Source organism: Halomonas sp. KG2 (assembly GCA_030440445.1).
In the GTDB taxonomy this organism is placed as follows: Bacteria; Pseudomonadota; Gammaproteobacteria; order Pseudomonadales; family Halomonadaceae; genus Vreelandella.
Map to the genome: position 1 here is coordinate 4,352,806 of CP098528.1, position 25,209 is coordinate 4,378,014.

Sequence of the window (25,209 nt, forward strand, 5' to 3'; positions counted from 1 at the left end):
CATCAAGTTCTAGGCAGTAATGTCTAACCAGCACGAGATAGCCCTGGCTTGCCCAGGGTTATCGTCAGCTAGTTAGCGCTTTACTTACCCGCCCTTACCTTAGTGCAATTCGCTCTCTTGCTCATCATCTGCCAAGGGGGCGATATCCCGCGATAACTTCTGAAATTCCCGATGCAGCTCGATGCCCCTACGCGCCCTTAGGCTGCGCTGGGCGGCACTGCGCCGACGCTCAACATGCTCATCCACTTCCATACTCATAAAGATGTCGAGCAGTTCGCTTTTTACCGAGGTGATTCGTTCGACGTTTCTCATAATCGACGTTCCTCCAGGTGAATATGCCTACGTCCACCTGCATCCGTGACGACTGTTTATTTAAATGATGCAGTGCGGCACTTCACTTCTTACTATAACCTACTTGACAAAATGATGACGAATCCAGCTGAAATGCCCTAACGGCATTTAAACGCATGAGTCAATCGCATTTATACTGTGTCTGCATAAGTACTAAAGAGAATTTAAGGAGCTTAATGTGAGCCGCGCCCTGTTCGATGAAATGAGACGCCGCATGGAGCACTTTCGTCGCTCCGAGCAAAAGGTTGCGCGGTTCGTACTGCGCAACCCAGACGAGGTCATCCATATGCGGATTGTCGACCTCGCAACAGAGGCTAAAGTTAGCGAGCCCACCGTCGTGCGCTTCTGTCGCGCACTCGGCTGTAATGGGTTTCAGGACTTTAAACTCCAACTTGCCCAGATGCTGGCCAGTGGTAGTCAGTTTGCCCAGTTCTCGATGAACGATAGCGACTCGGTTGCCGAATTTTCCCATAGCATTTTCGACTCCACCGTGGGCACACTTTTATCGGTGCGCGACCGGCTTGATAATGATGCCCTCGGGCGTGCAGTCAACGCTCTCGCCATGGCAAACCGCGTTGAGTTCTATGGCTTTGGGGCCTCCGGTGCCGTGGCTTTCGATGCCCAGCACAAGTTCTTCCGCCTGCAGATATCGACCTCCGCTTATGCGGACCCGCATATGCAAAATATGTCGGCGGTCACGCTAAAAGAGGGTGATGTGGTGGTCGCCATCTCACAAACTGGCCGCACTAAAGCACTGGTCGCTAGCGTTCGCTTAGCGCGCGAAGCAGGCGCTACCGTTATTGGCCTGTGCCCGAGTGACTCACCGCTGGCCGGCGAAGTGAGCCTGCCGTTGTATATCGATGTGCATGAAGATACCGAAATCTACACGCCGCTTAGCTCACGAATCGCCCATTTGGTGCTTATCGACGTCCTCGCCGTTGGCGTTGCCAAAACGCGCGGCCCGAGGCTTGCTGAGCAGCTAAAAGCCGTCAAAAAGAGCCTGAATACGCTGCGTTACCCTGAAGAACCGTAGCTGTCCATTCGACTGTATGCACAGCCAGTTCACTGGCTGTGCTAAACTGGCCGCCCATTTTTCGAACCGGCAGCGGCTTATATGGACGACGTCACGGCGATACTTGATCAGCTCAACCCTGCCCAGCGCGAGGCAGTAAGCGCACCCCAGGGTAACTTACTGGTACTGGCGGGTGCCGGATCCGGTAAAACCCGCGTGCTGGTTCATCGCATTGCTTGGCTAATGCAGGCCGAAGGGCTTTCGCCGTATGCCCTGCTGGCGGTCACGTTTACCAACAAGGCCGCGCGGGAAATGCGCACTCGTCTGGAAGCCCTGCTGAGCATCTCCATGCGCCATGTATGGGTTGGCACGTTTCACTCTATTGCTCATCGCCTACTGCGCACTCACTGGCAGGATGCCCGGCTGCCACAGCACTTCCAAATCATCGACTCCGATGACCAGTTACGGCTGGTAAAACGGATGCTCAAAGATTATTCCATCGATGATGAGCGCTTCCCGCCCCGCCAGGTGCAAGGCTTTATCTCTGGCTGCAAAGAGGAAGGACTTCGCCCCCACCAAGTCAACGTGGACGGCGATGGTTATCTTGGCCAGATGGTAGAGCTTTATGAGCGCTACCAATTTATCTGCGAACGCGGCGGCTTAGTGGACTTCGGTGAACTGCTACTGCGCAGCCTAGAACTGTTGCGTGACAACCCGCCGTTGCTAAATCATTACCGCGAGCGCTTTGGTCATGTATTGGTCGATGAGTTTCAGGACACCAATACGCTGCAATACGCGTGGTTAAAACTACTCACTGGGCTACAAACACCGATGACCGCCGTCGGTGACGATGACCAGTCAATTTACGGTTGGCGCGGCGCCAAAGTGGAAAATATTCGCCGCTTTGAGGAGGAGTTCCCTAACACTCACACCGTACGCCTAGAGCAGAACTACCGCTCCACAAGCGCGATTCTGGAGGCCGCTAACACGCTGATCAGTCATAACAGTGAGCGGCTGGGTAAAAACCTATGGACTGACGGTGTCGAAGGCGACCCTATTTCTGTTTACGCCGGGTTTAACGACTTAGAAGAAGCCCGCTATATCGTCGATACCATCAAAGAAAAGGTCGATGAAGGGTTTAATCGCCGCGATGTTGCCATTCTTTACCGCTCCAATGCTCAATCGCGCTTACTGGAAGAGACGCTGATCCGCCAAGGTATGCCCTACCGTATTTACGGGGGGCACCGCTTTTATGAGCGCTTAGAGATCAAAAATGCCCTAGCGTACCTGCGCCTACTGCTTAATCGTGATGACGACGCCTCTCTGGAGCGCGTGATTAACGTGCCTACCCGCGGGATAGGCACCCGTACGGTAGAGATTGTGCGCCACCGTGCCCGAGAACAAAGCATTTCTCTGTGGCAGGCGCTGCACGATGCCATTCAAGACGGCTCGCTAAAAGGCCGTGCAGCCAACGCGGTGCAGACATTTGCCAACCTCATTGAGCAATTAGACAACGATGCATCTGGCCTGCCGCTGCATGAAATTATCGACCACATCACCACGCATACCGGCCTGATCGAGCATCACAAGAGCGAGCGCGGCGAAAAAGGCCAAGCGCGCGTGGAAAACCTGGAAGAGCTGGTGACAGCTGCGCGCGCCTTTACCCATGGCGATGCCTTCGAGACCCCTGAGGCAGGCGAAGGCATGGCAGCGCTGGAAGCATTTCTTTCCGAAGCGGCACTTAATGCCGGCGACCATGAAGCCGATGAGTTTGAAGACAGCGTGCAGCTGATGACCCTGCACTCTGCTAAGGGCTTGGAGTTTCCCGTGGTGTTTATTGCCGGCGTTGAAGAGGGCCTGTTTCCTCATAAAATGTCGATCGAAGAGCCAGGGCGGCTCGAAGAGGAAAGACGACTTTGCTATGTCGGCGTTACCCGCGCGATGCAGAAACTCTACCTGACCCATGCCGAAACCCGCCGCCTGCATGGCAAAGAAGTATTCCCCAGGCCATCGCGCTTTCTACGCGAACTTCCCCCCCATTTATTGGAAGAAGTCCGCCTACGTGGCCATATTTCCCGCCCCGTTACCGCTTCACGCTCAAGTTTTGCGCAACAGCGGGTTGAAAGCGACGGCGACCTACCTGCCCTGCATGTTGGCCAGCGGGTAATGCATCCGGTGTTTGGCGAAGGCATCATTTTAAACGCGGAAGGTGAAGGTGCCCGCGCCCGTGTACAGGTCAGCTTTGAAGGTGAAGGGGTGAAATGGCTCGTACTAGGGTTTGCCAAACTCACCCCACTTTGAGCGGTGTTAACGTAAGCGTAAAGCTGTAGGCGGGTACTTGCCGATTAAAACCTGCTTAGCGCATACTGGCTGATGGACACTGCGCTCACTGCGCGTTAATAAAAAAACATCAGATAATTTCGGAGTTATGCCCGCCATGCAACGCCGCCAATTTCTAAAAACCGCCGGCTTCGGTGCCGCCGGTGTCGCTGCTGCGCCTTTTGTTTCCACTGCTAGCGCCAACGAAACCTACACCTGGGATATGGTGACCTCCTGGCCGAAAAACTTCCCAGCGCTTGGCACAGGTGCCAATGACTTCGCGCGTCGGGTCGAGCAGCTCTCCAATGGCCGCATGCGCATTCGTGTACACGGTGCTGGTGAGCTTGTGCCTGCACTTGAGGTGTTCGATGCGGTCGCTGCGGGTACCGCAGAGATGGGGCATTCCGCATCCTACTACTGGCGCGGCAAGGTCGCGGCCTCACAGTTTTTCACTGCTGTGCCGTTTGGCATGAACACCACCGAAATGAATGCGTGGCTGTATAACGGTGGCGGCCAGGAACTGTGGGATGAAATCTACGCCAACCACAACCTGAAGCCTTTCGCTGTCGGTAATACCGGCACGCAAATGGGCGGCTGGTTCAAAAAAGAGATTAACTCCCTAGACGATATGCAGGGCCTAAAACTTCGCCTGCCAGGCCTTGCTGGCGAAGCGATGAACGGCATTGGCGTCAGTACCGTCACTATGGCGGGCTCAGAAATCTTCACCTCGCTGCAAACCGGCGCACTTGATGCAGCGGACTGGGTCGGGCCTTACAATGATATGGCGTTTGGCCTTCACCAAGTAGCGGATTACTACTACACCTCCGCCTGGAACGAGCCGACAGCCGTACTGGAAGGCACGGTCAATTTAGACGCTTGGAATTCCCTGCCAGAAGATCTGCAAGACGTTATCCGTGAGGCTGCGCGCGCCTCTAACCTCGCCATGATCAGCGAATTTGCCTTCCGTAACGCTCAGGCATTGGAAACGCTGGTCGATGAACATGGTGTTCAACTGCGTACCTTCCCAGACGACGTGATGGCAGCGCTGTATGAATCTTCAAAAGCCGCGATCCAGCGCCAAGTAGACAGTGACGAAGAGTCTCGCCGTGTTTATGACTCTTACTCAGCCTTCCAGAAATTACTGCGCCCATTCAGCGATGTCGGCGAATACGCCTACCTGAAAAACCGCGACAATGTCGGCGTCTAGGAATTTCGCCAACTTTTAGTAGCGACACAACAAAGGGCGCCAAGGCGCCCTTTTGCGATGTTAATGGTCAACCAATCTCTCAGCTATGCACCGCACGGATACGCCCATTATCATCCAACGCTACCATCACAAAACGCGCTTCGGTGACTTTCTGCCGCTCTTCCAAATGGCGACCCTGAGGTGGACGCACCCATACCTCAACATCAATCTTAATTGAGCTATGGCCTATTTCCCGCACGCAGGTATAGACACTTACCATAGAACCCACGCGTACCGGGCTTAAAAAATCCATCGCTTCGATAGCCACGGTCGCTGTGCGACCGCCTGCCTCTCGGCCCGCGGCTAATTCGGCGGCTTGATCCATCTGATTGACTAACCAACCCCCCGGAATATCACCATAGAGATTGGTATCTTGCCGAGAAGCCAGTAACTTTAAGGTGAGCTGCCCCTGCGGAGCAGGTACATCGTCCAAATCGGTGTCCAGCGGTGTCATAAGGTGGTCGCTTCAAAAGGTTATTGTTGTGATGTTGCTGCATCGCAATAGGCTGGTAATAGTTAATCACAAGAGGGGTGTCGTTTGAAGCGTTACAATTTACGACGTGTGAGCAAACATCAACTGCTACTGCTTCTGACTGGCTGGCTTTTAATGGCAGGCACGCTTGCCTGGGGGCAGCCAACTTCGGTGAGCGGCACGTTAGGTGCCGTCGGTTCTGACACCATGGCAGGCTTAGTGCTGCGCTGGGGCGAAGCCTTAAGCGCCCGCCACCCGGATATCAACCTGCAATTTCAGGCCGGCGGCTCAGCCAGCGCGCCAACTGCCTTAGTGGCTGGCACCACTCGCCTAGGGCCGATGTCACGTCCCATGACCCATGCAGAACGCCAGCAGTTTATTGACCGCTACGGTTACCCACCGCTTGAACTTCGTGTTGCTCGGGACGCATTAGTCGTGGCGGTACATCGCCATAACCCATTGGATACCCTGACACTCCAACAAGTCGATGCGATTTTTTCAACTAGCCTCGCTTGCGGTGCCCCCCACCCCATCCGGCGCTGGAGTACGCTGATCCCGGCGACGGATTGGCCCTATGGCCAAATAGCCCTGCATGGCCGTAACCTAGCGTCAGGTACTCATGGCCTCTTTCAGGCAAGAGCCCTGTGCGATGGCGAGTTCCGCCTAGATATCAGTGAACACCCAGGCTCATCGGCGGTCATTGCTGCGGTAGGAGAGTCCTTCAATGCCATGGGCTATGCAGGCTACAACCATTTAAACCCAATGGTGCGCGCACTGCGCCTAGTCGATGAATCCGGCGCTGCCGTTGCGCCCAACGAACGCTCTATTCAGCAAGGAAAGTACCCATTATCACGCGATCTCTATCTTTACGTTAACCTGCCACCCGGCGAGTCATTGCCACCTGTGGAGCAAGCCTTCCTGACACTTATCTTTTCCGAAGAGGGTCAGCAAATTGTCAAAGCAGCTGGCTTTGTGCCGCTGCCCAATCACCTGCGTGATGCTCAGCGCCAACACCTGTGAACTGTCATTTAATTGTCATAAACAAACGATAGGGTAAGGAGACTTGACCATGCATGCTTATTTTCGTGATGGCTTTCGCTTTTCTATGATGTCGACATGATTCCTCCTCGGCTACCCTTCTCGCGTCAGCCGCTGCGCCATATACAAGACCGACTTGCTACCGGGCTTATCACCGCCGGTGGCATCGGTGTTTTGTTGGCAATTTTAGCGATTGGTGTGTTCCTTTTTTGGGAAACGCTACCCTTGCTCGCCTTTGGCGACACGTTCAGCCTCGCTAAACTCTCGCCCCTTGCCTGGGGAACGTTAAAAGCGGCACTGGCGGCCATGCTATTCGCAACGCCTATTGCCCTGGGCGCGGCAATGTACTCTGCACTATTCATGTCAGCACGACTCCGTAGCCGTTTGAAGCCAACGCTTGAGTTGATGGAAGCAGTGCCTGGCGTTGTCATCGGTTTCATTGCCGGTTTATTACTCGCCCCCTGGGTGGAACGAAACCTGGCTAGTGCCTTGATGATCATTATTTGGCTACCTCTTAGCGCAGCCTTAGCGGGATATCTATGGTATCGGACGGCCGCCCACGTTCGTCAACGACTACCGCTTTCTTGGGCAGGCTTATGGCTGATCCCCTGGTTGGCTGGCATGGCTGTACTGGCTATATGGATTGCTCCCATCATTGAACAACACTGGCTTGGCGGCGACCTGCGACGCTTGCTGGATCAACGTTATGGTCTTGATTACGCCACTCGAAATGCATTGATTGTAGGCATTGCGATGGGATTTGCGGTGATTCCCAGTATTTATTCACTCGCGGAAGATGCACTTGCCGATGTGCCCCCTACCTTAATGGAAGGTGCTCAAGCGCTAGGCGCTAGTCGCTGGCAAGCACTGTGGAAAGTTGCCCTACCCACGGCAGGTCCTGGGGTCTTTTCAGCGGTGATGATTGGCGCTGGCCGCGCCGTGGGCGAAACCATGATTGTGTTAATGGCCAGCGGTAACACCGCGCTCTTGAGTGCCAGTCCGTTTGAAGGGCTGCGTTCGCTATCAGCCTCTATCGCCATTGAGCTTCCCGAGGCATCTCCAGGTGGGCTGACCTATCACTTACTGATACTGGCGGCGTTGGCCTTGTTCATTTTTACCTTTGTGGTGAACACCCTGGCTGAAATTGTCAGACAGCGCTTGCGCCGACGCTATCAACGCTTAGGGAGCACACTCTAATGCGTTGGCAGCGGGCTGTTTTTTCAAACGTTGATTTTTTAAAAATGAGCGGCAGCGGGCTCTGGCCTTGGCTTTGTGCTGCCTGTGTGGCGCTTTCGTTATTAATGTTGGCAGCATTATTAACGCTGCTGACGATTCGGGGGTTAGGGCATTTTTGGCCAGCGCCGTTAGAGGAAGTTACCCTCAAGTCAGGCGACATCGTCATTGGGCAGTCAGTTCGTGAAACGACGCTGCCCAAAGGAGCAGGGTCAGAACGGCTCTATTTCACTGGTAATCAGGATATTACAGGAAGCAACTGGCAGTGGATTGCCATTGATGAGATTAGCCAACAGGCCGAGCCAACCGACCTTATCCGCTTAACGCGCACCCCATGGGGTGATTTTATAGGTCGCTTAATGACGCTGGAGAGTGGCGATCAACGGTTAACAGAACAAGCTGCCTGGGCCTTCATCCAGGATGCGCTTGCCTTGCCCGTCAACCAGCGGCCCCCTGGCACGTTAGTGCTAGCCACCGCCGATGGTCAAATACTTCGCCAGCCGCTGGCAAGTGTTACCTACTTTCAATCACCAAATGCTATGTCATGGGGACAAAAAACCATCGCCTGGGGGCAACGCATCTGGCAATTTCTAAGTGAAGGGCCACGCGCCGCAAATACTGGCGGAGGTGTCTGGCCAGCCATTTTTGGCACTGTCTTAATGGTCATTCTGATGTCAGTAATCGTTACTCCGTTTGGGGTTCTCGCTGCCATTTACTTAAACGAAATCGCTCACCAAAACCGCTTAACGCGCTTAGTTCGCATTGGCGTACGCAACCTGGCAGGTGTGCCCTCAATCGTTTATGGCGTGTTTGGCCTTGGGGTATTTGTATACGGAGTAGGCGGCTCTATCGACAGCTGGTTTTTTAGCGATGAACTGCCCTCACCCACATTTGGAACCGGCGGCCTTCTTTGGGCCTCGCTAACACTTGCCTTGCTCACGTTACCTGTGGTGATTGTCGCTACCGAAGAAGGGCTAGCACGCATACCCGATGCCCAGCGGGAAGGTGCCGTTGCACTGGGGGCGACACGTTTAGAAATGTTAACGCGGGTGGTGTTGCCCATGGCAACGCCCGCCATGCTAACGGGGATGATTTTAGCCGTCGCCAGAGCCGCAGGCGAAGTGGCGCCGCTAATGCTAGTGGGCGTTGCCAAGCTAGCGCCGCAAATGCCTGTAGATGGTGAGTTTCCCTACCTTCATCTAGAGCGCAAGTTTATGCACCTCGGCTATCATTTATTTGATACCGCCTTTCATGGTGAAGATGTGCAGGCCGCCATTCCGCTGGTTTTCGCCACTGCGCTGCTGCTGGTATTAATCGTACTCGTGCTTAATCTAACTGCCATATTTCTGCGTCATTATCTGAGGCGTCAGCGAGGAAACGAATGTTAGCGTCTTTATCGTCCAACAATGCGGCTCTCGCACCCGTGGCGCGTTTTTCTGCCGAACAGCGCTGCTTGAGCATTGCAAAGTTTCACCTCGCTTATGCGGGGAAAATGGCGTTGCGCGATCTAACATTAGACCTACCACGCCACCGTGTAACGGCCTTTATTGGCCCTTCAGGCTGTGGAAAGTCAACGCTGCTACGCGCGATTAACCGACTGCACGACCTTAATGAATCGGTAACACACAGTGGCCATATTCAGCTTGAAGGTCAGGATATTCATGCCCCGGACATGAATGTTACCGAGTTGCGACGGCGCGTTGGGATGGTGTTTCAAACACCCAACCCTTTCCCTATGTCGATTTATGAAAACGTGGCCTTTGGCCTGCGTTTACAGCAACGCTTACCCAAGCGGAAGCGAGACGACATTATCGAATGGGCACTGACATCGGCAGCACTGTGGGATGAGGTTAAAGATCGTCTGCACCGATCGGCCTGGCAGCTATCTGGCGGCCAGCAGCAGCGCTTGGTCATTGCTCGTACGCTTGCCGTACAGCCGGATGTACTGCTACTTGATGAACCAGCGTCAGCCTTAGACCCGATCTCAACGCTGAAAATTGAAGAGCTGATTCGTAACCTTAAATCACAGCTAACGCTAGTGCTGGTTACCCACAATATGCAGCAAGCCGCGCGGGTTTCTGACTACACGGCTTTTTTGCAGCACGGTGAACTCGTTGAGTACGGGCCAACGGATCAAGTGTTCACCAACCCGCGTTTACAACGCACCGAAAACTACATCACCGGCCGCATCACCTAGGCCCCAAAGACATCACGTCAGGAGTGCTCAATGGATATTACGAGCGATAGCCACAGCCAACATATCTCTCGCCAGTTCAACCAAGAGCTGGAGGAGCTAAAAACCCACCTGATGGCCATGGGCGGTCTGGTGGAAAAACAAGTGCAAGATGCTGTTTTTGCGCTACTGGAAGGTGATAGCCGTCTTGCTGAGAAAGTGCGCGACAATGACCGCCAAGTGAACGACCTGCAGCTGCAAATTGACGATGAATGTACGCGGGTATTAGCGCGTCGTCAGCCCGCAGCTTCCGATTTGCGCTTAGTGCTGGCGGTTATTCGCGCAACTTCTGACCTTGAGCGTATCGGCGATGAAGCCAGCAAAATTGCTCGAAATGCACTACTGTTGAGCGAAAGTAGCGGCAGTATTCGTGGTTTAGTCGAAGTACGCCATATCAGCGAGCACGTGCGTAAAATGCTTCGCGATTCACTTACCGCTTTTGCGCGTTTTGATACTGATCTTGCAATGCAAGTTGTGCGCGAAGATGAGTTCGTTGACGATGAGTATGGTAGCGCCATGCGTTCGCTGATGACCTTTATGATGGAAGACTCACGTTCGATTAGCTCCGTACTTAGCATTATGTGGGTGCTACGTGCCTTAGAACGCGTGGGTGATCATGCCAACAACCTGGCGGAGTACGTTGTCTACTTGGTCAAAGGGTTAGATATTCGCCATAGCGATCCCGACACGATCGACCCGCAGGTACTTAAAAAATCTTGACCTAGCACGCGATTCCTCCTGCAATACGCCCAGATATCCCCTCTGGGCGTTTTTTCTAAGGAGCAAACATGTTGGATGCGATGACAGCGCTGAGTCGAGGCACTCGCTTGGTCTACCAGAAAGGTCTGCGGCGCTATATTTTCCTACCTATCGTGGTCAATATAATCGTTTATGCCAGCATGCTCAGTTTCGTGGTCAGCCGCTTTTCTGGCTGGCTAGACAGTGCGATGACAATGGTGCCAAGCTGGCTTGAGTGGCTCTCATGGCTAATCTGGCCACTGTTCTTTATCAGCCTACTGCTGGTGATCTTTTTTACCTTCACCCTGGTCACCCACTTAATCGCCGCACCTTTCTATGGTTTTTTAGCCGCGAAGGTAGAGCGCCAAGCAACAGGACGTGAACCCCTGGATGACCGCGGACTCGCTAAAACCGCCGTCGATGCCTTGGGTCGTGAGCTAGTCAAACTCGGTTATATTCTGCCACGCATGGTGATACTGTTTATCATTAGCTGGATACCTGGCCTGAACCTGATAGCGCCTATTTTGTGGATCCTTTTTTCCGCGTGGATCATGGCAATCACTTATTTAGATTATCCTATGGATAACAATAAGGTTACGTTTCGCGATATGCGTACACGATTATCGCAACGGTGGTGGCCAAGCCTCACCTACGGCGGGTTGATCATGTTAGTGACCTGGATTCCTCTCGCCAACCTGTTCTTAATTCCCGGCGCGGTGGCAGGTGCCGTCTTAATGTGGGACGACCACTACCGCGGCACGCGCGACATTACGCCTCATCGCTGATGGCTTAATCGCTATAACGCTGACACAACCTATTTGTTACCTTAAGGTTGTTTGGCTTCACTATTATTCTCAAGATTAAGCATAAGCCTTGTTAAGAAGATAAGGCCCCTACAAGGAATACGACCATGCTGACCCGCGCACTCTGGTTGACGGCTCTCCTCACTGGCTCAATCTCTTTCGCGTCGGCTCACGACGTTCAAACCGACCAGTTAAGGATCGCTCATCCTTTTGCCACGCCAACTCCCCCCGGTGTGGCAAATGGTGCCGCTTATCTGGATATTACGGCTCATACAGAGTCCGTCACACTGGTCAGCGCGCAGACACCTGTGAGCGAAAGTGTTGAGCTACATGATATGCAGATGGAAGGCGATATGATGAAAATGCGCCACGTCAGTGCTATCGAAATCGCTAAAGATGAAACGCTAACAATGCGCCCAGGTGGCGGCTATCACTTAATGCTAATGGGATTACATCAGCCATTGGCAGAAGGTGACCGGTTTCCCATCACGCTCGAATTTGCCCAGCAAGACGCTATTGAAATAGAAGTTTGGGTTCAAAGCGCCCAAGAAGGAAGCACCGCCGCTGACCGCCATCACCAGCATTAACAGGATCAATCGATCACCGTCTTAACCACAAAAACCCCGCCGAAGCGGGGTTTTTGCTATAAAACTTATTTGTCACACACGTTTAACCATCGCCCTCTTTACCAGCGTGTACTGCTACCTTCTTCACGGTTGAGTTCTTCAGCGCGATAACCTGCTCGCTCTTTAGAGTCATCATCAGCGTCACTGGCACGGCTTGAAGGAGCATATATCAGAGTATTCTCATTATCATTGATCAAATCTTTAGCTGAATAGGTTGCAGGGCCCGATGTGTTACGAGATTGAGGTTGAATAATTTCTTGGTTCTCAGCACGTCCTTGATTCAGCTCAATGGAAGAGTGTGCAAACGCTAATGGACTTGCGATAAGCCCCAACGATAAGCCTACAACCACAGTGCTTTTAACAAATGATTTCAACAACATAAATAAAAACTCCTTGCTATATGGAGCAACCGACAATGCAATGATACAAGGTACCTTCTTTTGCCAATCGCAAAACGTGTCATCTGAATAATTGCATTTTTAACACCAAGAAACAGTGGGCAACGTAACAATGATTATACTATACACAAAAAATTAGACCCCACCGAAGTGGGGTCTTGAGCACTCTTAGTATCGCGATACGTAACACTAGCTTCCTATCCGTTTGAGGGGCTCCAGCCTTGGAATTAACCCTAACTAGCGTGTTGACCGTCGAAAGATTCAATCCTTGAATCTAGGAGCATCCATGCAATTTGACATCCATGCCTCTGAATAGCTCATCCGTAAGCGTAAGAGTTATAGTACCTTTTGAAAAGATAAGTAACCAAAGTTAATGTTACATTCCGCTATTTTCTTCAGGCAACTCATCTGTGCTGTCATAGCCAGACTCTGAATCGTCCTGGCTAGTTGAACTAGGTTCCATGTCGCTGGCGTTATCGCCTTCGTCATGAGTCAGCTCTTGGCTATCATAATCACTTGAATCTGTTGTACTTTCGGATTGAGTCTCAACAGGCTGCTCGTCAGGGGAAATATTGTTCGCGGGGTCTGCTGGCTCTTGAGCGAATGCTGCAGGGCTAGCCACTAAACCGAACGCTACACTTAAAATACCAGCTTTCTTGAGTAGTTCCTTGGACATCATGTTCCGTCTCCTAGATCGCTGTTCAGGTACTGCTTAAATAGTAAGAAAGACGGCCTTTCGGCTTACCAAATCCTATGGTTTTCTCTCTTACCAAGTACCAAGACACTTGCAGACGATGTGCCAAAAAATCAAAAATTATATAAAAAATCAAACAAAACAAACACTTAGTCAATAAAAAATAATAGAAAGGGCGCTTAAAGCGTTTGCAGATCAAGCAGGGAAAGTGGTTAGAAATGGCACATGAGTATTATGTGACCATACTTGTATGACAAGCATGACACACCTATACATCACTTGTACTTAAACAGAATTGCGCGAGGCGGACTCGCTTTTGACAACACGTGAAGACGGAAAAACACAGCGAAAGAGGGCTCCTTCGCCAGGGCGAGATTCAATTTGTAACAATGCGTCATGTCTTAGCAACACATGCTTTACAATCGCTAGACCAAGCCCGGTACCACCCGTTGCGGTACTACGCCCTTTATCAACGCGATAGAAACGCTCGGTTAAGCGTGGAATATGCACAGGGTCAATTCCCTCACCATCGTCGTCAACTTCAATACAAGCACTGCCATTGGGCATGGTTTTCCAGCGAAGTGTTATCTGACTACCCTCTGGCGTATACCGCACAGCGTTAAACACTAGGTTTGAAATAGCGCTATGCAGTTCCTGCTCGCTGCCGATCAGACGGGCATCGCTCTCAAGCGCGACTTGAACACTGTGCTGTTGATTAGAGAGCGCTAGCGCATCGCGGCGAATGGCGTCGAGCATTGGCCCTAACGCCAACGCATGATGATCCTCGCCACCTTGATCAATTTCTAACCGAGAGAGCAGTAGCAGATCATTGACTAAGTTTTGCATACGCTTCGTCTGCTCTTCCATCTGAGCAATACCTCGGCCCAAACGTGGTGGAAGTTGCTCTTTTAAGTCGCTGTAGGTTTCTAAATAACCCATCAATACCGTTAGCGGTGTGCGTAGTTCATGGGAAACATTGGCGACAAAGTCACGACGCATCTGCTCTAAACGATGCAAGCGGGTAATATCTCGCGCCATTACCAAGCGCTCATCATCACCATAGAGAGTAATTTGATATTGAAGGATATGCCGTTCATCGATGGGCGACGTTAAGGTCAGCGGCTCACCGTATTTACGTGCATTAAAGTAGCTGATAAATCGCGGGTCACGAAGCAGGTTGGTAATGTGCTGGCCACGGTCGTGGGCTGTTTGCAAGCCCAGCATTTCTGTCGCGGCACTGTTCCACCACTCCAGGTCGCCATGTCGATCTAGCATAACGACACTGTCACGCATCGCTTCGGATGATTCCTGAATACGTGCAAGGGTGGCACGTAAGCGATTCTGAGTAATCCGTTGGCTCTTTTGGTAGCGATACAAGCGATCAAAAAGCTCGCCCCACATGCCGCTCGCAGCAGGGGGTTCATCATGAGGATGAAGCGTTAACCACTTAAAGAGCGCTCGCAATTGGCGCAGTTGATACACCAGACAAACGGCAAGCCCCGCAGCAACTCCAAGACCTGGCATACCCAGCAACCACCCCAGACAAGCGCCCAAAGCGGCCAGCCACGCAATTCGCCATAGTTCTCGGCTCCACAGGCGCACCGTTACACCCGCGCGGAAAAACGGTACCCAGTGCCTCTCACCGTTTGAATGAGACTCTGGTGAGCTTCTCCTAAGGCCTTACGTAGACGTCGGATGTGAACATCTACCGTCCGCTCTTCAACGTATACGTTACCGCCCCACACTTGATCGAGCAGTTGGCTACGTGTATAGGCGCGCTCTTGGTGCGTCATGAAAAACTGCAGCAGACGGTACTCCGTCGGCCCCATTTCTAACGCCTTACCGTAAGCACTCACACGGTGGCTCACTGGGTCTAATAGCAAGCCATTAATTTCAATAGGATCTTCGACACCTCGGGGGGTAGTACGTCGCAATACTGCTTTTAAGCGCGCCACCAGTTCGCGGGGAGAGAAAGGCTTGGTGATATAGTCATCCGCCCCAGCCTCAAGCCCTTGAATCTTGTTATCTTCTTCGCCTTTAGCGGTCAGCATAATGATAGGCACCTCGGCGGTGGCTTCTTCACGCTTTAAGCGCCTTGCAAGCTCAATACCACTGGTGCCCGGCATCATCCAATCCAGCAAAAGCAGATCTGGCTGGTGGTCAACCATCATCGCGTGGGCATCCTGGGCGTTATCCGCTTCAAGAACGCGATAGTCAGCCATTTCCAGCGCCACTGCGATCATCTCGCGAATAGGCGCCTCATCATCGACAATCAAAACGGTCTTGGCGGTCATTCCAGGGCCTCACGGTGTTCAATGAAAACTAATTAAAAAAATAGTTTAAAAAACAGTTCAAAGACATGTCAGTGACGATAACACCATGACTCGATGACAATTTTATGACATAGAGGATATTTAGCCAGTTATTGGCCACCAACTTAGTGCAATACCTGCAAAAATTAACAAGCCAGACCAATGATTATTAAGAAATGCTTGGAAGCAGCGGTCGCGCTCACGGCCAGCGATTAAGCGTTGTTGGTGGACAAACGTAGCGGCCATAGCGGCTAGCCCAAGCCAGAAAAAGCCACCTAAACCAACACGCCATCCTACCCAGGCAAGTAGTCCAAGTGCCGCCACTTGCAGTACACCAATGATCAGACGATCAGCGCTACCAAACAGCACCGCGGTAGATTTGATGCCAATTTTCAGGTCATCGTCGCGATCGACCATGGCGTATTGGGTATCGTAGGCAACGGTCCACAGCACGTTCGCGCTAAACAATAGCCATGCTTCAAACGGCACATGACCCAATACCGCACCGAATGCCATGGGGATCGCCCAAGAGAACGCAGCCCCCAACACTACCTGAGGTAAATGGGTGTAGCGCTTCATAAACGGGTAAATGAACGCTAATACAACACCCCCTATCGACAACAGCACCGTAAACCAATTGGTCAATAGCACTAAAATGAAAGCAGTGGCTACCAGCGCGATAAACAGCAGCTGCGCCTCGGTTTCACTGATACGACCAGTGGCTAGCGGACGATGTTTAGTGCGCTTTACATGGCCATCGAAATGACGATCAGCGTAATCATTAACCACGCAGCCCGCGGCGCGCATCACATAAACGCCAGCAATAAAGATCAGCAGAACATTCCGCCCAGGCACACCCTCTGCTGCTATCCACAATGCCCATAAGGTGGGCCACATCAATAGCCAAGTACCAATCGGGCGATCCAATCGCGTTAAATGTAAAAAATCAGCCACCCGAGCCCATCCCGTTGGCCTCAACAGAGAACGGTCCATGCTTACCTCTCAAAAAGAAAACGCTGGCGATAGCCTAGCGCGAAGACAGGGCAAGATCATCTGCCATGGTCGATAAAAAGTATTCCTGCACTAACAGCGATAGCCCACTGTGCTGAAACACTGAGCGCCGCCCCCATACGCTGTCTAAAAGCGACGCAGAGTGTTCCGCGACAAAGCGTGGCTGATGGCGAGTGGCGTAGAGTGGCCCACGCACCAGGTCAGGTTGTTGAAACAACCAGCTGCCTAATGAACGCTCGCCAAGCCCTTCTAACCCCTTACCTTGTAATTGACTAAGTGGCGCTACCGAGCGTGCTACTACCCAGGGCTTATCGCCGACACACAACGCTACTTCCCTCAGCCATGCATAGCGGCGCGGTTCAATTCCCAGCGCTAGCGCTTCGTCCCGCAGAGGTAAGCCAATCGTTTGACGTAACAATTGCACCCGAAATGCGTTTGTGCCGCCTGCGACGGTTAACCGCGTCGTTAAGGAGTCCGTCGATGCCACCCACTGCCACCACGAAGCGCTCATTGCAGGACGAGCCGCAGCAACAGGGAGCCAGTGAGGAAATAGTCGATGAGGAAATAGGCAAGCTTGCCGAACAGTAGGGGCGATCACCAAAGTCTCCAAGGCGGTCAATACACAGAAAGCTAGTGTAACATGGTGACCTCACAGGCTTTTGTTCCGCCGACTTTTGGTGACTGCATGCCCTCACACGAGATATCGCGATATTCCCATTCGGCACTGATTATTATTGGCACCGGCATGGCGGGGATTGGCCTTGCGCGCGCCCTACGCCGACAAGGCGATACACGTGCCATTACCCTTATCAGTGCCGATAGTGGCGATGATTACAGTAAACCGCTGCTTTCTACTGGCTTTGCGAAACGCTTAACGCCAGACCAACTCGCCCAACGTGACGCCAGCGGCGTCGCAGAAGAGCTGAACGCTGAGTTAATTACCCACACCCAGGTCGCACACCTGCATGTGGATAACCAATGCGTAGAACTCAGTAATGGCCAACAGCTCCACTATAACGATCTGGTGCTAGCCACTGGTGCGGCGCCCCATACGCCGTTCAGCGTGCCTGAAAGTGTCGCCAAACGATGCTTCACCATCAACGACTTAGACGAATATCGCCGCTTTTATGCCGCATTAGGCGCAGCGCCTACTAAACGTGTCGCGGTTGTCGGTGCTGGGCTGGTGGGCTGCGAGTTCGCCAATGATCTCCATGCTGGCGGCCACCAAGTCACCCTCATTGCGCCAGAAAGTACCCCGCTGCAACGTCTGCTCCCAGAACCACTCGGCCAAGCGCTGGCGGATGCTTTCCAAGAGGCAGGCATCCAACTTGCCTTAGGGCATAACCTAACAACACTGGCACTTAACGTAGATGACGTCCTATCACTTCGTCTTGATAATGGCGACCTTTATGCTGCCGACATCGTGTTACTCGCCACGGGTTTAGCTCCGCGCACTCAACTTGCCGAAGCAGCCGGGCTGACGGTTAGCCATCGCGGTATTGTGGTTGACCGCCAGCTACGCACCTCTCGACCAAACATATTTGCGTTGGGCGATGTGGCTTGCGTTGAGGGAGTTAACGCTATGTACGTGCAGCCCCTGCAGGCGAGCGTAAAAGCGCTGGCGTCAACACTCGCCGGAAAACCAACCAGCGTCAGCTTTGGGGCGTGGCCCGTCATTGTGAAAACGCCCTTACTACCCGTGGTTGCCTACCCACCGGTAACCACACCAGCACGGTGGAGAATTGAGGGAGAAAGCGGTGAAATGACAGCGATTGCTGAAAATAAAGACGGTCGTTTGATTGGATTTGCGTTGACAGGCAGCTGCGTGAGAAGGAAAGTGGAGCTTTCCAGAGTAGCACCTGCGCTGCTAGGCTGATTTTCGCCGCCTTAGCGACTAGGCTAAAAAAGTTAACCAGCTGGGCAGTGCTTCTAACAACACAGATGAACTTACGCTTGATTTCCACATAGGGAGATACCTTTATGCGCAAACCTGAACTCGCAGCCGCAATTGCTGAAAGCGCTGATCTATCCAAAGACAAAGCAGGCCAAGTCCTGAACGTTATCTTGGACGAAATCACTAACAGCGTTGCCAAAGGCGAAGATGTCGCTCTGATTGGTTTTGGAACGTTTACCGTACGCCAGCGTGCCGCACGTACTGGCAAAAACCCCCAAACTGGCGCGCCGTTACAGATTCCTGCCAGCAAAAACGTTGCGTTCAAGCCGGGCAAAGCGCTTAAGGACGCCGTTTCCTAATGAAACTCAAGCTGACGCTGTGGCTACTGAGCTTACTGCTTAAAAGAGCCCTGCGACGCAAGCCGCGCTTTCGTGAGCAACTTGAGCGAATGCGCGGTCTGGACTGGGGCGTTGCCACGGAAGACCTCAGCATTGCCCGGTATTATCGAATGGCGCCGAAAGGCATTGATACCGGCAAAGGGCTACCCGTTGACCTAGACCTTGAGCTTCGTTTTCGCGATCAGGATGCCGCGTTGAAAATCCTTAAAAAGCCGACGCAACAGGCATTTCTAGATGGCATGGTAGCCGGTGAAGTCCGCCTAGTGGGCGACTCTGCCGATATGAATAAGCTGCAGAAACTACTTAAGTACCTATAGCGTTATTATCGGTTTAGAGAAAACTACGAGGCTTGGGGACCCTTAGGGTAACGATTTATACAGAGCCAGTGCAGAGGCATAGCAGCTACCAGTGGATATTCCTCATCAGCGATTGGTTTACTTTCGCGTTACCCTTGAGTCTGGCTCAGTGCGCCGCGCAGCGGCGCGCTTGGACATTGCCCCCTCGGCGGTAAGCCGGCAAATTGCCTTGCTGGAAGAAGCCTTGGGGGCAACCCTGATGGAGCGTCATCGCGACGGCATTTCGCCTACCCCGGTAGGCGAAATGCTGCTTGAGTACTGCGAACGACGCGGCGCTCTTGATGAAGGCTTTATTGCCTCACTTGAATCCTACCAACGCATGGAAACCGGCAAGATATCGCTCACCGTCGGTGAAGGATTTGTCAGTGACCTAGTGGCGTCCCCTCTGCATGAATTTACCCAACGCTATGCGGGCATTCAGCTCGATATCCATACCGCAGGCACATCGGGGATAATTGATGCCATTATCAGCGATCACAGCCATATCGGCTTGATGTTCCATGAGCGTACCCATCCCCAGCTGCGTTTCTGGTCATCTAGCCCGCAGCCACTGATGGCTATCCTGGCGCCCAACCATCCTTTAGCCAATCACACCACACCGCTTACGCTCACTCAGTTAAGCACACAGCCGATGGCCATGTGGGATACCACCCATGGGGTGCGCCAAATGGTTGACCAAGCCTTTCAGCAATCGCGTATAGCCCCGCGCATGGCGATGAACACCAACTCCATGGTGATTCTGGCGCAATACGTGCGTAGCGGTATGGGCATTACCTTGCTGCCCGCCTTTGCCGTCGCCCATGATTTAGAGCTCGGCACGTTAGTAGCGCGCCCGGTAGATAATCCGCTTTTTCAGCGCTCCCAGGCCCACATGGTCACGCGGGTAGGTCGACAGCAGCCCAAAGCTAGCGTTCTGCTGCTACGCCACCTACAACGCTGGATGCAGGCCTTTCGCGCCCCAGGCTTGGCGGTGAGCGATCAACCAACACCACTGCCGTAACCAAATGCCACGCTGGCTTCGGGGGCGGTTTCTACCCAAACGCTTTGCGGCACCGTGTATTCGCGCAGGCCATCCAAACCACTGGAGCGCCCAAAGCCGCTATCGCCAAAGCCTCCGAACGGCGACATAACGCTGATCGCCTTGTAGCTATTGATCCACACCGTACCCGCTCGCAACTGACCGGCTACGCGATGCGCCCGCGCAACGTCCTGGCTCCAAACGGCACCAGCCAAGCCAAAGCGTGTCTCGTTGGCAAGTTGAACAGCCTCATTGTCAGTGTCGAAGGCCATCGCCACCAACACCGGGCCGAATACCTCTTGCTGAGCGATCTCCATATCCGGTGTGACATCGACCAGCACCGTAGGGGCGATAAAGTAGCCGTGAGCCTCATCGGGCAGCCCTAATGGACGTTTACCCCCCGTTAACAGCCGCGCGCCAGCGGCTACTGCAGCGTCAATCATACGCGTCACTTGCTCAAACTGGCGGCGATTCTGCAATGGCCCCATGCGCGTTGCTTCGTCACTAGGCAGGCCCACTTGAATCTGCTCCGCCGCCCGCGCCAAACGGCTGGTAACCTGCTCAAACACCGAGCGCTCAATCAACAGCCGCGATCCGGCCACACAGCTCTGTCCAGCCGCCGCAAAAATGGCCGCCTGGGCACCCGCAACGGCTTCATCCAGTTTGGCATCGGCAAACACGATATTAGCCGACTTGCCTCCCAGCTCTAACACGCTGGGTACCAGTCTCCGCGCACCAGCCTCGGCGATCATACGGCCACTCTGGGGGGAGCCCACGAATACCAGTTTGCTGATGGCAGGGTGATCGGTTAGCGCTGCGCCGGTCGATTTGCCTAGCCCATTGACGATATTGATCAATCCTTTAGGAAGCCCGCCGCTTTCAAGCAGCTTGGCAATCACCACCGATGAAAACGGCGTCAGCTCGGAAGGTTTTAGCACCACGCCATTGCCCGCCGCCATGGCCGGGGCTAACTGCCAGGCACAGGTGAACATCGGTGCGTTCCAGGGGGTAATCTGCCCCACCACGCCATAGGGCACGTGGTGCACATAGTTAAGGTGCGAAGTAGGCACCGGAATCACTTCGCCATGCTGCTTGTCGCACCAGCCCGCGTAATACTCGAACATCTCACGCACTTTGCCTACTTCAGCGCGGCAGTCACGAATCGGCTTGCCAGCCACTACACTTTCCAGCTGAGCCAGCGCCTCTTCATGGCCCTCCAGGCCACGGATGGCGGCATTCATGCGCCGTCCACGCTCGCTGGCGGTTAACGCCATCCATTCGCGCTGGCCACGCTCAGCGGCTTGGGTGGCACGCTCAATCAGCGCGGCTCCCGCATCGTGATAACTCACCAGCGTTTCGCCAGTGGTCGGATTGCTCAAGGTGATCACTTCACCCTCTCCTACCACTAAATCACCATCAATCCAGTTACTCAGCGGTGTGGCAGCGGCTAATCCAAAACCTTCAAGCAGTTCAACAAGATGGTCGCAGGCATGTTGGCTAAGTGTGTTCATTCGTTACCCTCCGCTTGAGTAGCGCGAGCTAATATCGGTGTAGTGATATGGTTAAAGTCATCGCTATCGGCGGGGTGATCGGCGTTGGCGTGCCAGGCATCGACCACGGCTTGTAACAGCGGCGAGGGTATATTCAGTTGCTCAGAGGCATCTCGCGCTAAACGCAGGTCTTTACGCATCAAACCGGTGGTAAACCCTGAGTCAAAGCGCTCACTCAGCACCCACTCGGGGAAGTTCACCTCGCTAACCGCACTACGCCCAGAACCACTATTGAGTCCCGCCAAGCAGGCGGCGGGGTCAACGCCCGCTTTGGCTGCCATAGCAACGGCTTCGGCGGTGGTTAACAAGTGCGCGGCACACAGGTAATTATTGGCAAGCTTGACCACATGGCCGCTGCCCGGGCCGCCCACATGGGTGCGCTTGGCTGACATCGCTTCCAGCATCGGCAATACCCGTTCGATAGTGCGTTCATCGCCTCCCAATAGCATCCCTAGCTTGCCACTAGCAGCGCCTTTCGGGCCTCCGCTAACCGGTGCATCCAACCATAGAAGACCCGCTGCGCTAACTTTTTCTGCCAGTTCACGCGTCACGGCGGGGTCACTGGTGGAGGTATCAACAATCACGCTACCTTTCGGCGCTAGGTTAATCAGGCCAGGCGATTGCTCGAGCACCTCACGCACATGGGCGGAGGTAGGCAACGACAGCAGGTAAACGTCGCTTGCGAGTAGCTCTTCGGGAGCCACCGCGGGTACCCCTTGTGCAGCAAGACGCGACCGTGCTTGCTCAAATACATCGCTTCCCGTTACCGCAAACCCGGCGGCTTTAAGCGTCAGCGCCATATTACCGCCCATCTGCCCCAGGCCGATGACAGTAATAGTTAAAGACCCAGTTGCCGAGGGCTCAGTTTGTAATGACATCGTAAAACTCCCAAAGCGCCTTTTAAGTAACAAGACGCTATGTTCGGTGGTGATATTTGGGGTAGACGCTCCCCTACCCAGTGGGCATCAGAGAGCGAATAACGTGTATTAAGTCAGGAATTTAGACGAGTAATGCTCTTACCAGCTCCACCCAGTAGCGCGCCCCCAGTGGCAACAATGCATCGTTGAAGTCATAGTGCGGGTTATGCAACGAAGCGGACTCCTCGCCATTGCCCATCCAGATATAGGCACCTGGGCGCTCGGCAAGCAGGAATGAGAAATCCTCAGACGCCATGCTGGGTGACGGGTTGCGGATCACGTTGCCACTACCGAGTAAGCTTTCCAGCACCGAGGCGCAGTGCTGAGCATGTTCAGGGGTATTGATAGTGGCGGGATAGCAGCGCTGGTAGTCCAGTTCAACGGTTAAACCATGAAACTCAGCTAAGTTGGTAATCGCTTGCTTAAAGCGCGCTTCCAAATGCTCTTTGTGTGCCATATCAAAACAACGCAGCGTGCCGCGAAGCGCCACCTGCTCGGGAATCACGTTGAAGGTATCACCGGCGTTAATACTGGTAATACTCAGCACGGCTGCTTTATCAGGCGGCGTTTCGCGACTCACCAACCCTTGCAGTTGGCTAATCAGTTGGCAGCTCGCCAACACCGTATCAGTACCTAAATGGGGCATCGCCGCATGGCAACCCTTGCCAGTCAGCGTCAGGCTAAAGATATCGAAGGCGGCCATAACGTCGGTATCGTGCACCGCGGCAACGCCAACCGGCAGCCCCGGCCAGTTGTGCAGGCCGTACACGGCATCCATGGGAAAGCGTTCAAACAGCCCCTCTTCAACCATCACCCGCCCGCCGCCGGCGTTCTCTTCAGCAGGTTGAAAGATAAACACCACCCGGCCTTTAAAATCAGGCTGCTGCTTTAACGCCCAGGCGGCGCCCAGCAGCATGGTGGTGTGGCCATCGTGGCCGCAGGCGTGCATCTTGCCAGGTGTTTGCGAGGCGTAGGCAAGCGCCGTCTCTTCGCGAATATCCAGGGCGTCAATATCGGCCCGTAGGCCGATCGTTTTACCTTCACCCTGTTGTCCATCCAGAGCGGCCACCACCCCCGTGCCAGCAATACCGGTGGTTACTTCAAAGCCCCACTCAGTCAGCAGCTCGGCAATACGCGCACTGGTGCGATGCTCCTCAAACGCGGTTTCCGGGTGCTGATGGAAATCATGACGCCACGCTTTTAGTTCTGCGCTATCCGGTAAGTCTACTGAAGCAGTCATCGTCTTATCCTTAAAGCATCACGTGGGCGACAACGGCAGAGCCAATAAAGGTACCGGTAAATACTAGCAGCGCTACCACTACCAGCTTCCAGCCGGTTTGCTTGAACATGGCGAATTCACGCCCGGTAAGCGCCAGCCCTGCATAGGCCAATACCGGCGTGACCACTGCCAGAAAATCCACTTCAGCCAGCCGTGCGATGATCCAACCATTACCAGGGAAGAACGGCAGCGTCGCGATAATGCTAATCAGCGACACCCAGGCCACGCTGGGCAGGTAAAAAGGACAAAACCGCCCAACCACCAAGCCGATAATGACCATGACATAGAGAATTAACATGCCGGGCAGCGCGTCTAATAAAGGCGAACCGTTGACGATATTGCTAAACCACGCCGCCACACACACCGCTGCCAGAACCAACGCGGTTTTACCCAGCTGATTTTCGGGACGTAGCTCTTTTAACGCCTCAGCATCGAACTGATCGATTGGGCTCTCATGAGTTTTCATGGCTAACCTCCTGGCGCGAGCCTTTTAAGCGCTTGTACATCCACTCGGTGATCGGTAGCGCGATAAATAGTGAGATATACAGACCGGTAGCGTAAGTAAGCAGGTTGCTTGCCCCGGCAAAGGCGAGTAGTTCGTCCTTAGATGCCGGTACCGCTTCGGCTAAAGCTGCCGAACACGCCGCCACCATACTGCCACTGCCCACCCCGCAGGCCATGGCCAAAGCACGAATATCAAGAATATCCAGCGAAGCGATATAGCCCGCCATTAAAGCGAAGTAGAGCGTACCGAACATGGTGCCCACAACGTACACCCCCATAATCCCGATGCCCTCAGGGCTTCTTAGCCCGTAACGGTCTGAAATAATGGCAATATTGGGTTCACGGGCGATAGAGTAGGTAGCGCCAATCGCTTCACGGCCCATCTTGAGGACTAATACTGCAAAGGGCAGCGCTATCAGCATGGTGCCCAGATTGCCTAACTCTTGGAGTATCAGCGCGGGGCCAGCAGCGATAATCTGCTCGATCGCAGGGCCAATGGTGGAACCAAATTTGGCGATAAACGGCAGGATGGCAATGAGAATAATCGGGCCAGCCGCATTGCTGACCGGCTTGGGAATCACCTTGCCCATTGCCGAGAAAAGATGAGGGTTAAACAGTACGCCGATCACAAAAGCGTAGAGCAGCGGTAGTAACAGTAGTGTTCCCGGCCCGAGAGGAATACGCACGATGCCGACCCACTCGGCAAACATTGACGTCACTATCACCGTAAGGTGAAGACGCCAATCCAGCATTAACTTGAGATCCATAGGAGTGTCCCTGTTTTTTTTAGAGTCACTCCGAGTATCG

At 53.5% G+C, this 25,209-nt stretch carries 27 protein-coding genes; 14 read left to right on the plus strand and 13 right to left on the minus strand.

The window, feature by feature from the left end; all coding sequences use genetic code 11:
• Nucleotides 1-99 precede the first annotated feature (99 nt).
• Nucleotides 100-312, minus strand: a complete 213-nt coding sequence (locus NDQ72_19870; protein ID WKD28268.1) for a hypothetical protein — start codon at nucleotides 310-312, stop codon at nucleotides 100-102.
• Between the two features lie 217 nt (nucleotides 313-529).
• Here NDQ72_19870 and hexR point away from each other — a divergent pair, with 217 nt between their 5' ends.
• From hexR to NDQ72_19885, 3 genes are all read left to right on the plus strand, one after another.
• Entirely contained in the window at nucleotides 530-1,384 is an 855-nt protein-coding gene (gene hexR / locus NDQ72_19875) for a transcriptional regulator HexR (GenBank protein ID WKD28269.1), read from the plus strand.
• A gap of 81 nt (nucleotides 1,385-1,465) precedes the next feature.
• Complete coding sequence (gene uvrD, locus NDQ72_19880) at nucleotides 1,466-3,664, plus strand: DNA helicase II (protein WKD28270.1); 2,199 nt, start codon at nucleotides 1,466-1,468, stop codon at nucleotides 3,662-3,664.
• Between the two features lie 136 nt (nucleotides 3,665-3,800).
• Entirely contained in the window at nucleotides 3,801-4,889 is a 1,089-nt protein-coding gene (locus NDQ72_19885; protein ID WKD28271.1) for a TRAP transporter substrate-binding protein, read from the plus strand.
• A 79-nt stretch (nucleotides 4,890-4,968) separates the two neighbouring features.
• On the opposite strand, the gene NDQ72_19890 is transcribed toward NDQ72_19885, so the two are convergent.
• A complete protein-coding gene (locus NDQ72_19890; GenBank protein WKD28272.1) occupies nucleotides 4,969-5,382 on the minus strand; it encodes an acyl-CoA thioesterase in 414 nt (137 codons plus the stop codon).
• Between the two features lie 84 nt (nucleotides 5,383-5,466).
• Between NDQ72_19890 and NDQ72_19895 the strand changes: the two genes are divergently transcribed.
• The 7 genes from NDQ72_19895 (at nucleotide 5,467) to NDQ72_19925 (ending at nucleotide 12,032) form a co-directional block, all read left to right on the plus strand.
• Nucleotides 5,467-6,420: a phosphate ABC transporter substrate-binding protein gene (locus NDQ72_19895; protein WKD28273.1), complete on the plus strand. Its 954-nt coding sequence runs from the start codon at nucleotides 5,467-5,469 to the stop codon at nucleotides 6,418-6,420.
• A gap of 96 nt (nucleotides 6,421-6,516) precedes the next feature.
• Entirely contained in the window at nucleotides 6,517-7,635 is a 1,119-nt protein-coding gene (locus NDQ72_19900; GenBank protein ID WKD28274.1) for an ABC transporter permease subunit, read from the plus strand.
• Nucleotides 7,635-9,059: a phosphate ABC transporter permease PstA gene (gene pstA, locus NDQ72_19905; GenBank protein WKD28275.1), complete on the plus strand. Its 1,425-nt coding sequence runs from the start codon at nucleotides 7,635-7,637 to the stop codon at nucleotides 9,057-9,059. Before NDQ72_19900 ends, pstA begins: the two co-directional genes overlap by 1 nt.
• Nucleotides 9,053-9,868: a phosphate ABC transporter ATP-binding protein PstB gene (pstB, locus tag NDQ72_19910; GenBank protein WKD28276.1), complete on the plus strand. Its 816-nt coding sequence runs from the start codon at nucleotides 9,053-9,055 to the stop codon at nucleotides 9,866-9,868. The genes pstA and pstB overlap by 7 nt, the downstream gene beginning before the upstream one ends.
• Nucleotides 9,869-9,898: 30 nt before the next feature.
• Complete coding sequence (gene phoU / locus NDQ72_19915) at nucleotides 9,899-10,624, plus strand: phosphate signaling complex protein PhoU (protein WKD28277.1); 726 nt, start codon at nucleotides 9,899-9,901, stop codon at nucleotides 10,622-10,624.
• 68 nt (nucleotides 10,625-10,692) lie between these two features.
• Entirely contained in the window at nucleotides 10,693-11,427 is a 735-nt protein-coding gene (cysZ, locus tag NDQ72_19920) for a sulfate transporter CysZ (GenBank protein ID WKD28278.1), read from the plus strand.
• Between the two features lie 125 nt (nucleotides 11,428-11,552).
• Nucleotides 11,553-12,032: a copper chaperone PCu(A)C gene (locus tag NDQ72_19925; protein ID WKD28279.1), complete on the plus strand. Its 480-nt coding sequence runs from the start codon at nucleotides 11,553-11,555 to the stop codon at nucleotides 12,030-12,032.
• A 98-nt stretch (nucleotides 12,033-12,130) separates the two neighbouring features.
• Here the strand turns inward: NDQ72_19925 and NDQ72_19930 are convergent, their stop codons facing one another.
• From NDQ72_19930 to NDQ72_19955, 6 genes are all read right to left on the minus strand, one after another.
• Nucleotides 12,131-12,451, minus strand: a complete 321-nt coding sequence (locus NDQ72_19930; protein ID WKD28280.1) for a hypothetical protein — start codon at nucleotides 12,449-12,451, stop codon at nucleotides 12,131-12,133.
• A gap of 394 nt (nucleotides 12,452-12,845) precedes the next feature.
• On the minus strand, nucleotides 12,846-13,148 hold the full coding sequence (locus NDQ72_19935) for a hypothetical protein (protein WKD28281.1): 303 nt from the start codon (nucleotides 13,146-13,148) through the stop codon (nucleotides 12,846-12,848).
• A 300-nt stretch (nucleotides 13,149-13,448) separates the two neighbouring features.
• Nucleotides 13,449-14,765 (minus strand): phosphate regulon sensor histidine kinase PhoR, encoded by a 1,317-nt coding sequence (gene phoR, locus NDQ72_19940; protein WKD28282.1) that lies wholly within the window; start codon nucleotides 14,763-14,765, stop codon nucleotides 13,449-13,451.
• A 2-nt stretch (nucleotides 14,766-14,767) separates the two neighbouring features.
• Complete coding sequence (gene phoB, locus NDQ72_19945; protein ID WKD28283.1) at nucleotides 14,768-15,457, minus strand: phosphate regulon transcriptional regulator PhoB; 690 nt, start codon at nucleotides 15,455-15,457, stop codon at nucleotides 14,768-14,770.
• A gap of 120 nt (nucleotides 15,458-15,577) precedes the next feature.
• Nucleotides 15,578-16,468, minus strand: coding sequence for a 4-hydroxybenzoate octaprenyltransferase (ubiA, locus tag NDQ72_19950; protein WKD28284.1), 891 nt, complete (start codon nucleotides 16,466-16,468; stop codon nucleotides 15,578-15,580).
• 34 nt (nucleotides 16,469-16,502) lie between these two features.
• Nucleotides 16,503-17,081, minus strand: a complete 579-nt coding sequence (locus NDQ72_19955; protein ID WKD30450.1) for a chorismate lyase — start codon at nucleotides 17,079-17,081, stop codon at nucleotides 16,503-16,505.
• 90 nt (nucleotides 17,082-17,171) lie between these two features.
• Here NDQ72_19955 and NDQ72_19960 point away from each other — a divergent pair, with 90 nt between their 5' ends.
• From NDQ72_19960 to NDQ72_19975, 4 genes are all read left to right on the plus strand, one after another.
• A complete protein-coding gene (locus tag NDQ72_19960) occupies nucleotides 17,172-18,362 on the plus strand; it encodes an FAD-dependent oxidoreductase (GenBank protein WKD28285.1) in 1,191 nt (396 codons plus the stop codon).
• 104 nt (nucleotides 18,363-18,466) lie between these two features.
• The gene (locus tag NDQ72_19965) at nucleotides 18,467-18,739 is read left to right on the plus strand and encodes an HU family DNA-binding protein (protein ID WKD28286.1); all 273 of its coding nucleotides are present in this window, start codon (nucleotides 18,467-18,469) and stop codon (nucleotides 18,737-18,739) included.
• The gene (locus NDQ72_19970) at nucleotides 18,739-19,095 is read left to right on the plus strand and encodes a hypothetical protein (protein WKD28287.1); all 357 of its coding nucleotides are present in this window, start codon (nucleotides 18,739-18,741) and stop codon (nucleotides 19,093-19,095) included. The genes NDQ72_19965 and NDQ72_19970 overlap by 1 nt, the downstream gene beginning before the upstream one ends.
• Nucleotides 19,096-19,186: 91 nt before the next feature.
• Nucleotides 19,187-20,134: a LysR family transcriptional regulator gene (locus tag NDQ72_19975; protein ID WKD28288.1), complete on the plus strand. Its 948-nt coding sequence runs from the start codon at nucleotides 19,187-19,189 to the stop codon at nucleotides 20,132-20,134.
• On the opposite strand, the gene NDQ72_19980 is transcribed toward NDQ72_19975, so the two are convergent.
• The 5 genes from NDQ72_19980 to NDQ72_20000 all read right to left on the minus strand — a co-directional run bounded on the left by NDQ72_19980 (nucleotide 20,113) and on the right by NDQ72_20000 (nucleotide 25,169).
• Entirely contained in the window at nucleotides 20,113-21,663 is a 1,551-nt protein-coding gene (locus tag NDQ72_19980) for an aldehyde dehydrogenase family protein (GenBank protein ID WKD28289.1), read from the minus strand. The genes NDQ72_19975 and NDQ72_19980 overlap by 22 nt on opposite strands.
• Nucleotides 21,660-22,580 (minus strand): NAD(P)-dependent oxidoreductase, encoded by a 921-nt coding sequence (locus tag NDQ72_19985; protein WKD28290.1) that lies wholly within the window; start codon nucleotides 22,578-22,580, stop codon nucleotides 21,660-21,662. Before NDQ72_19985 ends, NDQ72_19980 begins: the two co-directional genes overlap by 4 nt.
• 121 nt (nucleotides 22,581-22,701) lie before the next feature.
• The gene (locus NDQ72_19990; GenBank protein ID WKD28291.1) at nucleotides 22,702-23,859 is read right to left on the minus strand and encodes a M20 family metallopeptidase; all 1,158 of its coding nucleotides are present in this window, start codon (nucleotides 23,857-23,859) and stop codon (nucleotides 22,702-22,704) included.
• Nucleotides 23,860-23,869: 10 nt separating this feature from the next.
• Entirely contained in the window at nucleotides 23,870-24,364 is a 495-nt protein-coding gene (locus NDQ72_19995) for a hypothetical protein (GenBank protein WKD28292.1), read from the minus strand.
• Nucleotides 24,351-25,169, minus strand: a complete 819-nt coding sequence (locus tag NDQ72_20000) for a DUF3100 domain-containing protein (GenBank protein WKD28293.1) — start codon at nucleotides 25,167-25,169, stop codon at nucleotides 24,351-24,353. Before NDQ72_20000 ends, NDQ72_19995 begins: the two co-directional genes overlap by 14 nt.
• Nucleotides 25,170-25,209: the final 40 nt, after the last annotated feature.

What these genes read in the sequence shown, in the direction of transcription:
- cysZ (WKD28278.1), top strand. Translation starts at nt 10,693, where the DNA reads ATGTTGGATGCGATGACAGCGCTGAGTCGAGGCACTCGCTTGGTCTAC.
- NDQ72_19985 (WKD28290.1), bottom strand. Translation starts at nt 22,580, where the DNA reads ATGTCATTACAAACTGAGCCCTCGGCAACTGGGTCTTTAACTATTACT.
- NDQ72_19990 (WKD28291.1), bottom strand. Translation starts at nt 23,859, where the DNA reads ATGACTGCTTCAGTAGACTTACCGGATAGCGCAGAACTAAAAGCGTGG.
- NDQ72_19980 (WKD28289.1), bottom strand. Translation starts at nt 21,663, where the DNA reads ATGAACACACTTAGCCAACATGCCTGCGACCATCTTGTTGAACTGCTT.
- NDQ72_19995 (WKD28292.1), bottom strand. Translation starts at nt 24,364, where the DNA reads ATGAAAACTCATGAGAGCCCAATCGATCAGTTCGATGCTGAGGCGTTA.
- pstA (WKD28275.1), top strand. Translation starts at nt 7,635, where the DNA reads ATGCGTTGGCAGCGGGCTGTTTTTTCAAACGTTGATTTTTTAAAAATG.
- NDQ72_19935 (WKD28281.1), bottom strand. Translation starts at nt 13,148, where the DNA reads ATGATGTCCAAGGAACTACTCAAGAAAGCTGGTATTTTAAGTGTAGCG.
- phoU (WKD28277.1), top strand. Translation starts at nt 9,899, where the DNA reads ATGGATATTACGAGCGATAGCCACAGCCAACATATCTCTCGCCAGTTC.
- NDQ72_19870 (WKD28268.1), bottom strand. Translation starts at nt 312, where the DNA reads ATGAGAAACGTCGAACGAATCACCTCGGTAAAAAGCGAACTGCTCGAC.
- NDQ72_20000 (WKD28293.1), bottom strand. Translation starts at nt 25,169, where the DNA reads ATGGATCTCAAGTTAATGCTGGATTGGCGTCTTCACCTTACGGTGATA.
- uvrD (WKD28270.1), top strand. Translation starts at nt 1,466, where the DNA reads ATGGACGACGTCACGGCGATACTTGATCAGCTCAACCCTGCCCAGCGC.
- NDQ72_19960 (WKD28285.1), top strand. Translation starts at nt 17,172, where the DNA reads ATGCCCTCACACGAGATATCGCGATATTCCCATTCGGCACTGATTATT.
- pstB (WKD28276.1), top strand. Translation starts at nt 9,053, where the DNA reads ATGTTAGCGTCTTTATCGTCCAACAATGCGGCTCTCGCACCCGTGGCG.
- NDQ72_19930 (WKD28280.1), bottom strand. Translation starts at nt 12,451, where the DNA reads ATGTTGTTGAAATCATTTGTTAAAAGCACTGTGGTTGTAGGCTTATCG.
- ubiA (WKD28284.1), bottom strand. Translation starts at nt 16,468, where the DNA reads ATGGACCGTTCTCTGTTGAGGCCAACGGGATGGGCTCGGGTGGCTGAT.
- NDQ72_19900 (WKD28274.1), top strand. Translation starts at nt 6,517, where the DNA reads ATGATTCCTCCTCGGCTACCCTTCTCGCGTCAGCCGCTGCGCCATATA.
- NDQ72_19925 (WKD28279.1), top strand. Translation starts at nt 11,553, where the DNA reads ATGCTGACCCGCGCACTCTGGTTGACGGCTCTCCTCACTGGCTCAATC.
- NDQ72_19965 (WKD28286.1), top strand. Translation starts at nt 18,467, where the DNA reads ATGCGCAAACCTGAACTCGCAGCCGCAATTGCTGAAAGCGCTGATCTA.
- NDQ72_19890 (WKD28272.1), bottom strand. Translation starts at nt 5,382, where the DNA reads ATGACACCGCTGGACACCGATTTGGACGATGTACCTGCTCCGCAGGGG.
- NDQ72_19885 (WKD28271.1), top strand. Translation starts at nt 3,801, where the DNA reads ATGCAACGCCGCCAATTTCTAAAAACCGCCGGCTTCGGTGCCGCCGGT.
- NDQ72_19970 (WKD28287.1), top strand. Translation starts at nt 18,739, where the DNA reads ATGAAACTCAAGCTGACGCTGTGGCTACTGAGCTTACTGCTTAAAAGA.
- phoB (WKD28283.1), bottom strand. Translation starts at nt 15,457, where the DNA reads ATGACCGCCAAGACCGTTTTGATTGTCGATGATGAGGCGCCTATTCGC.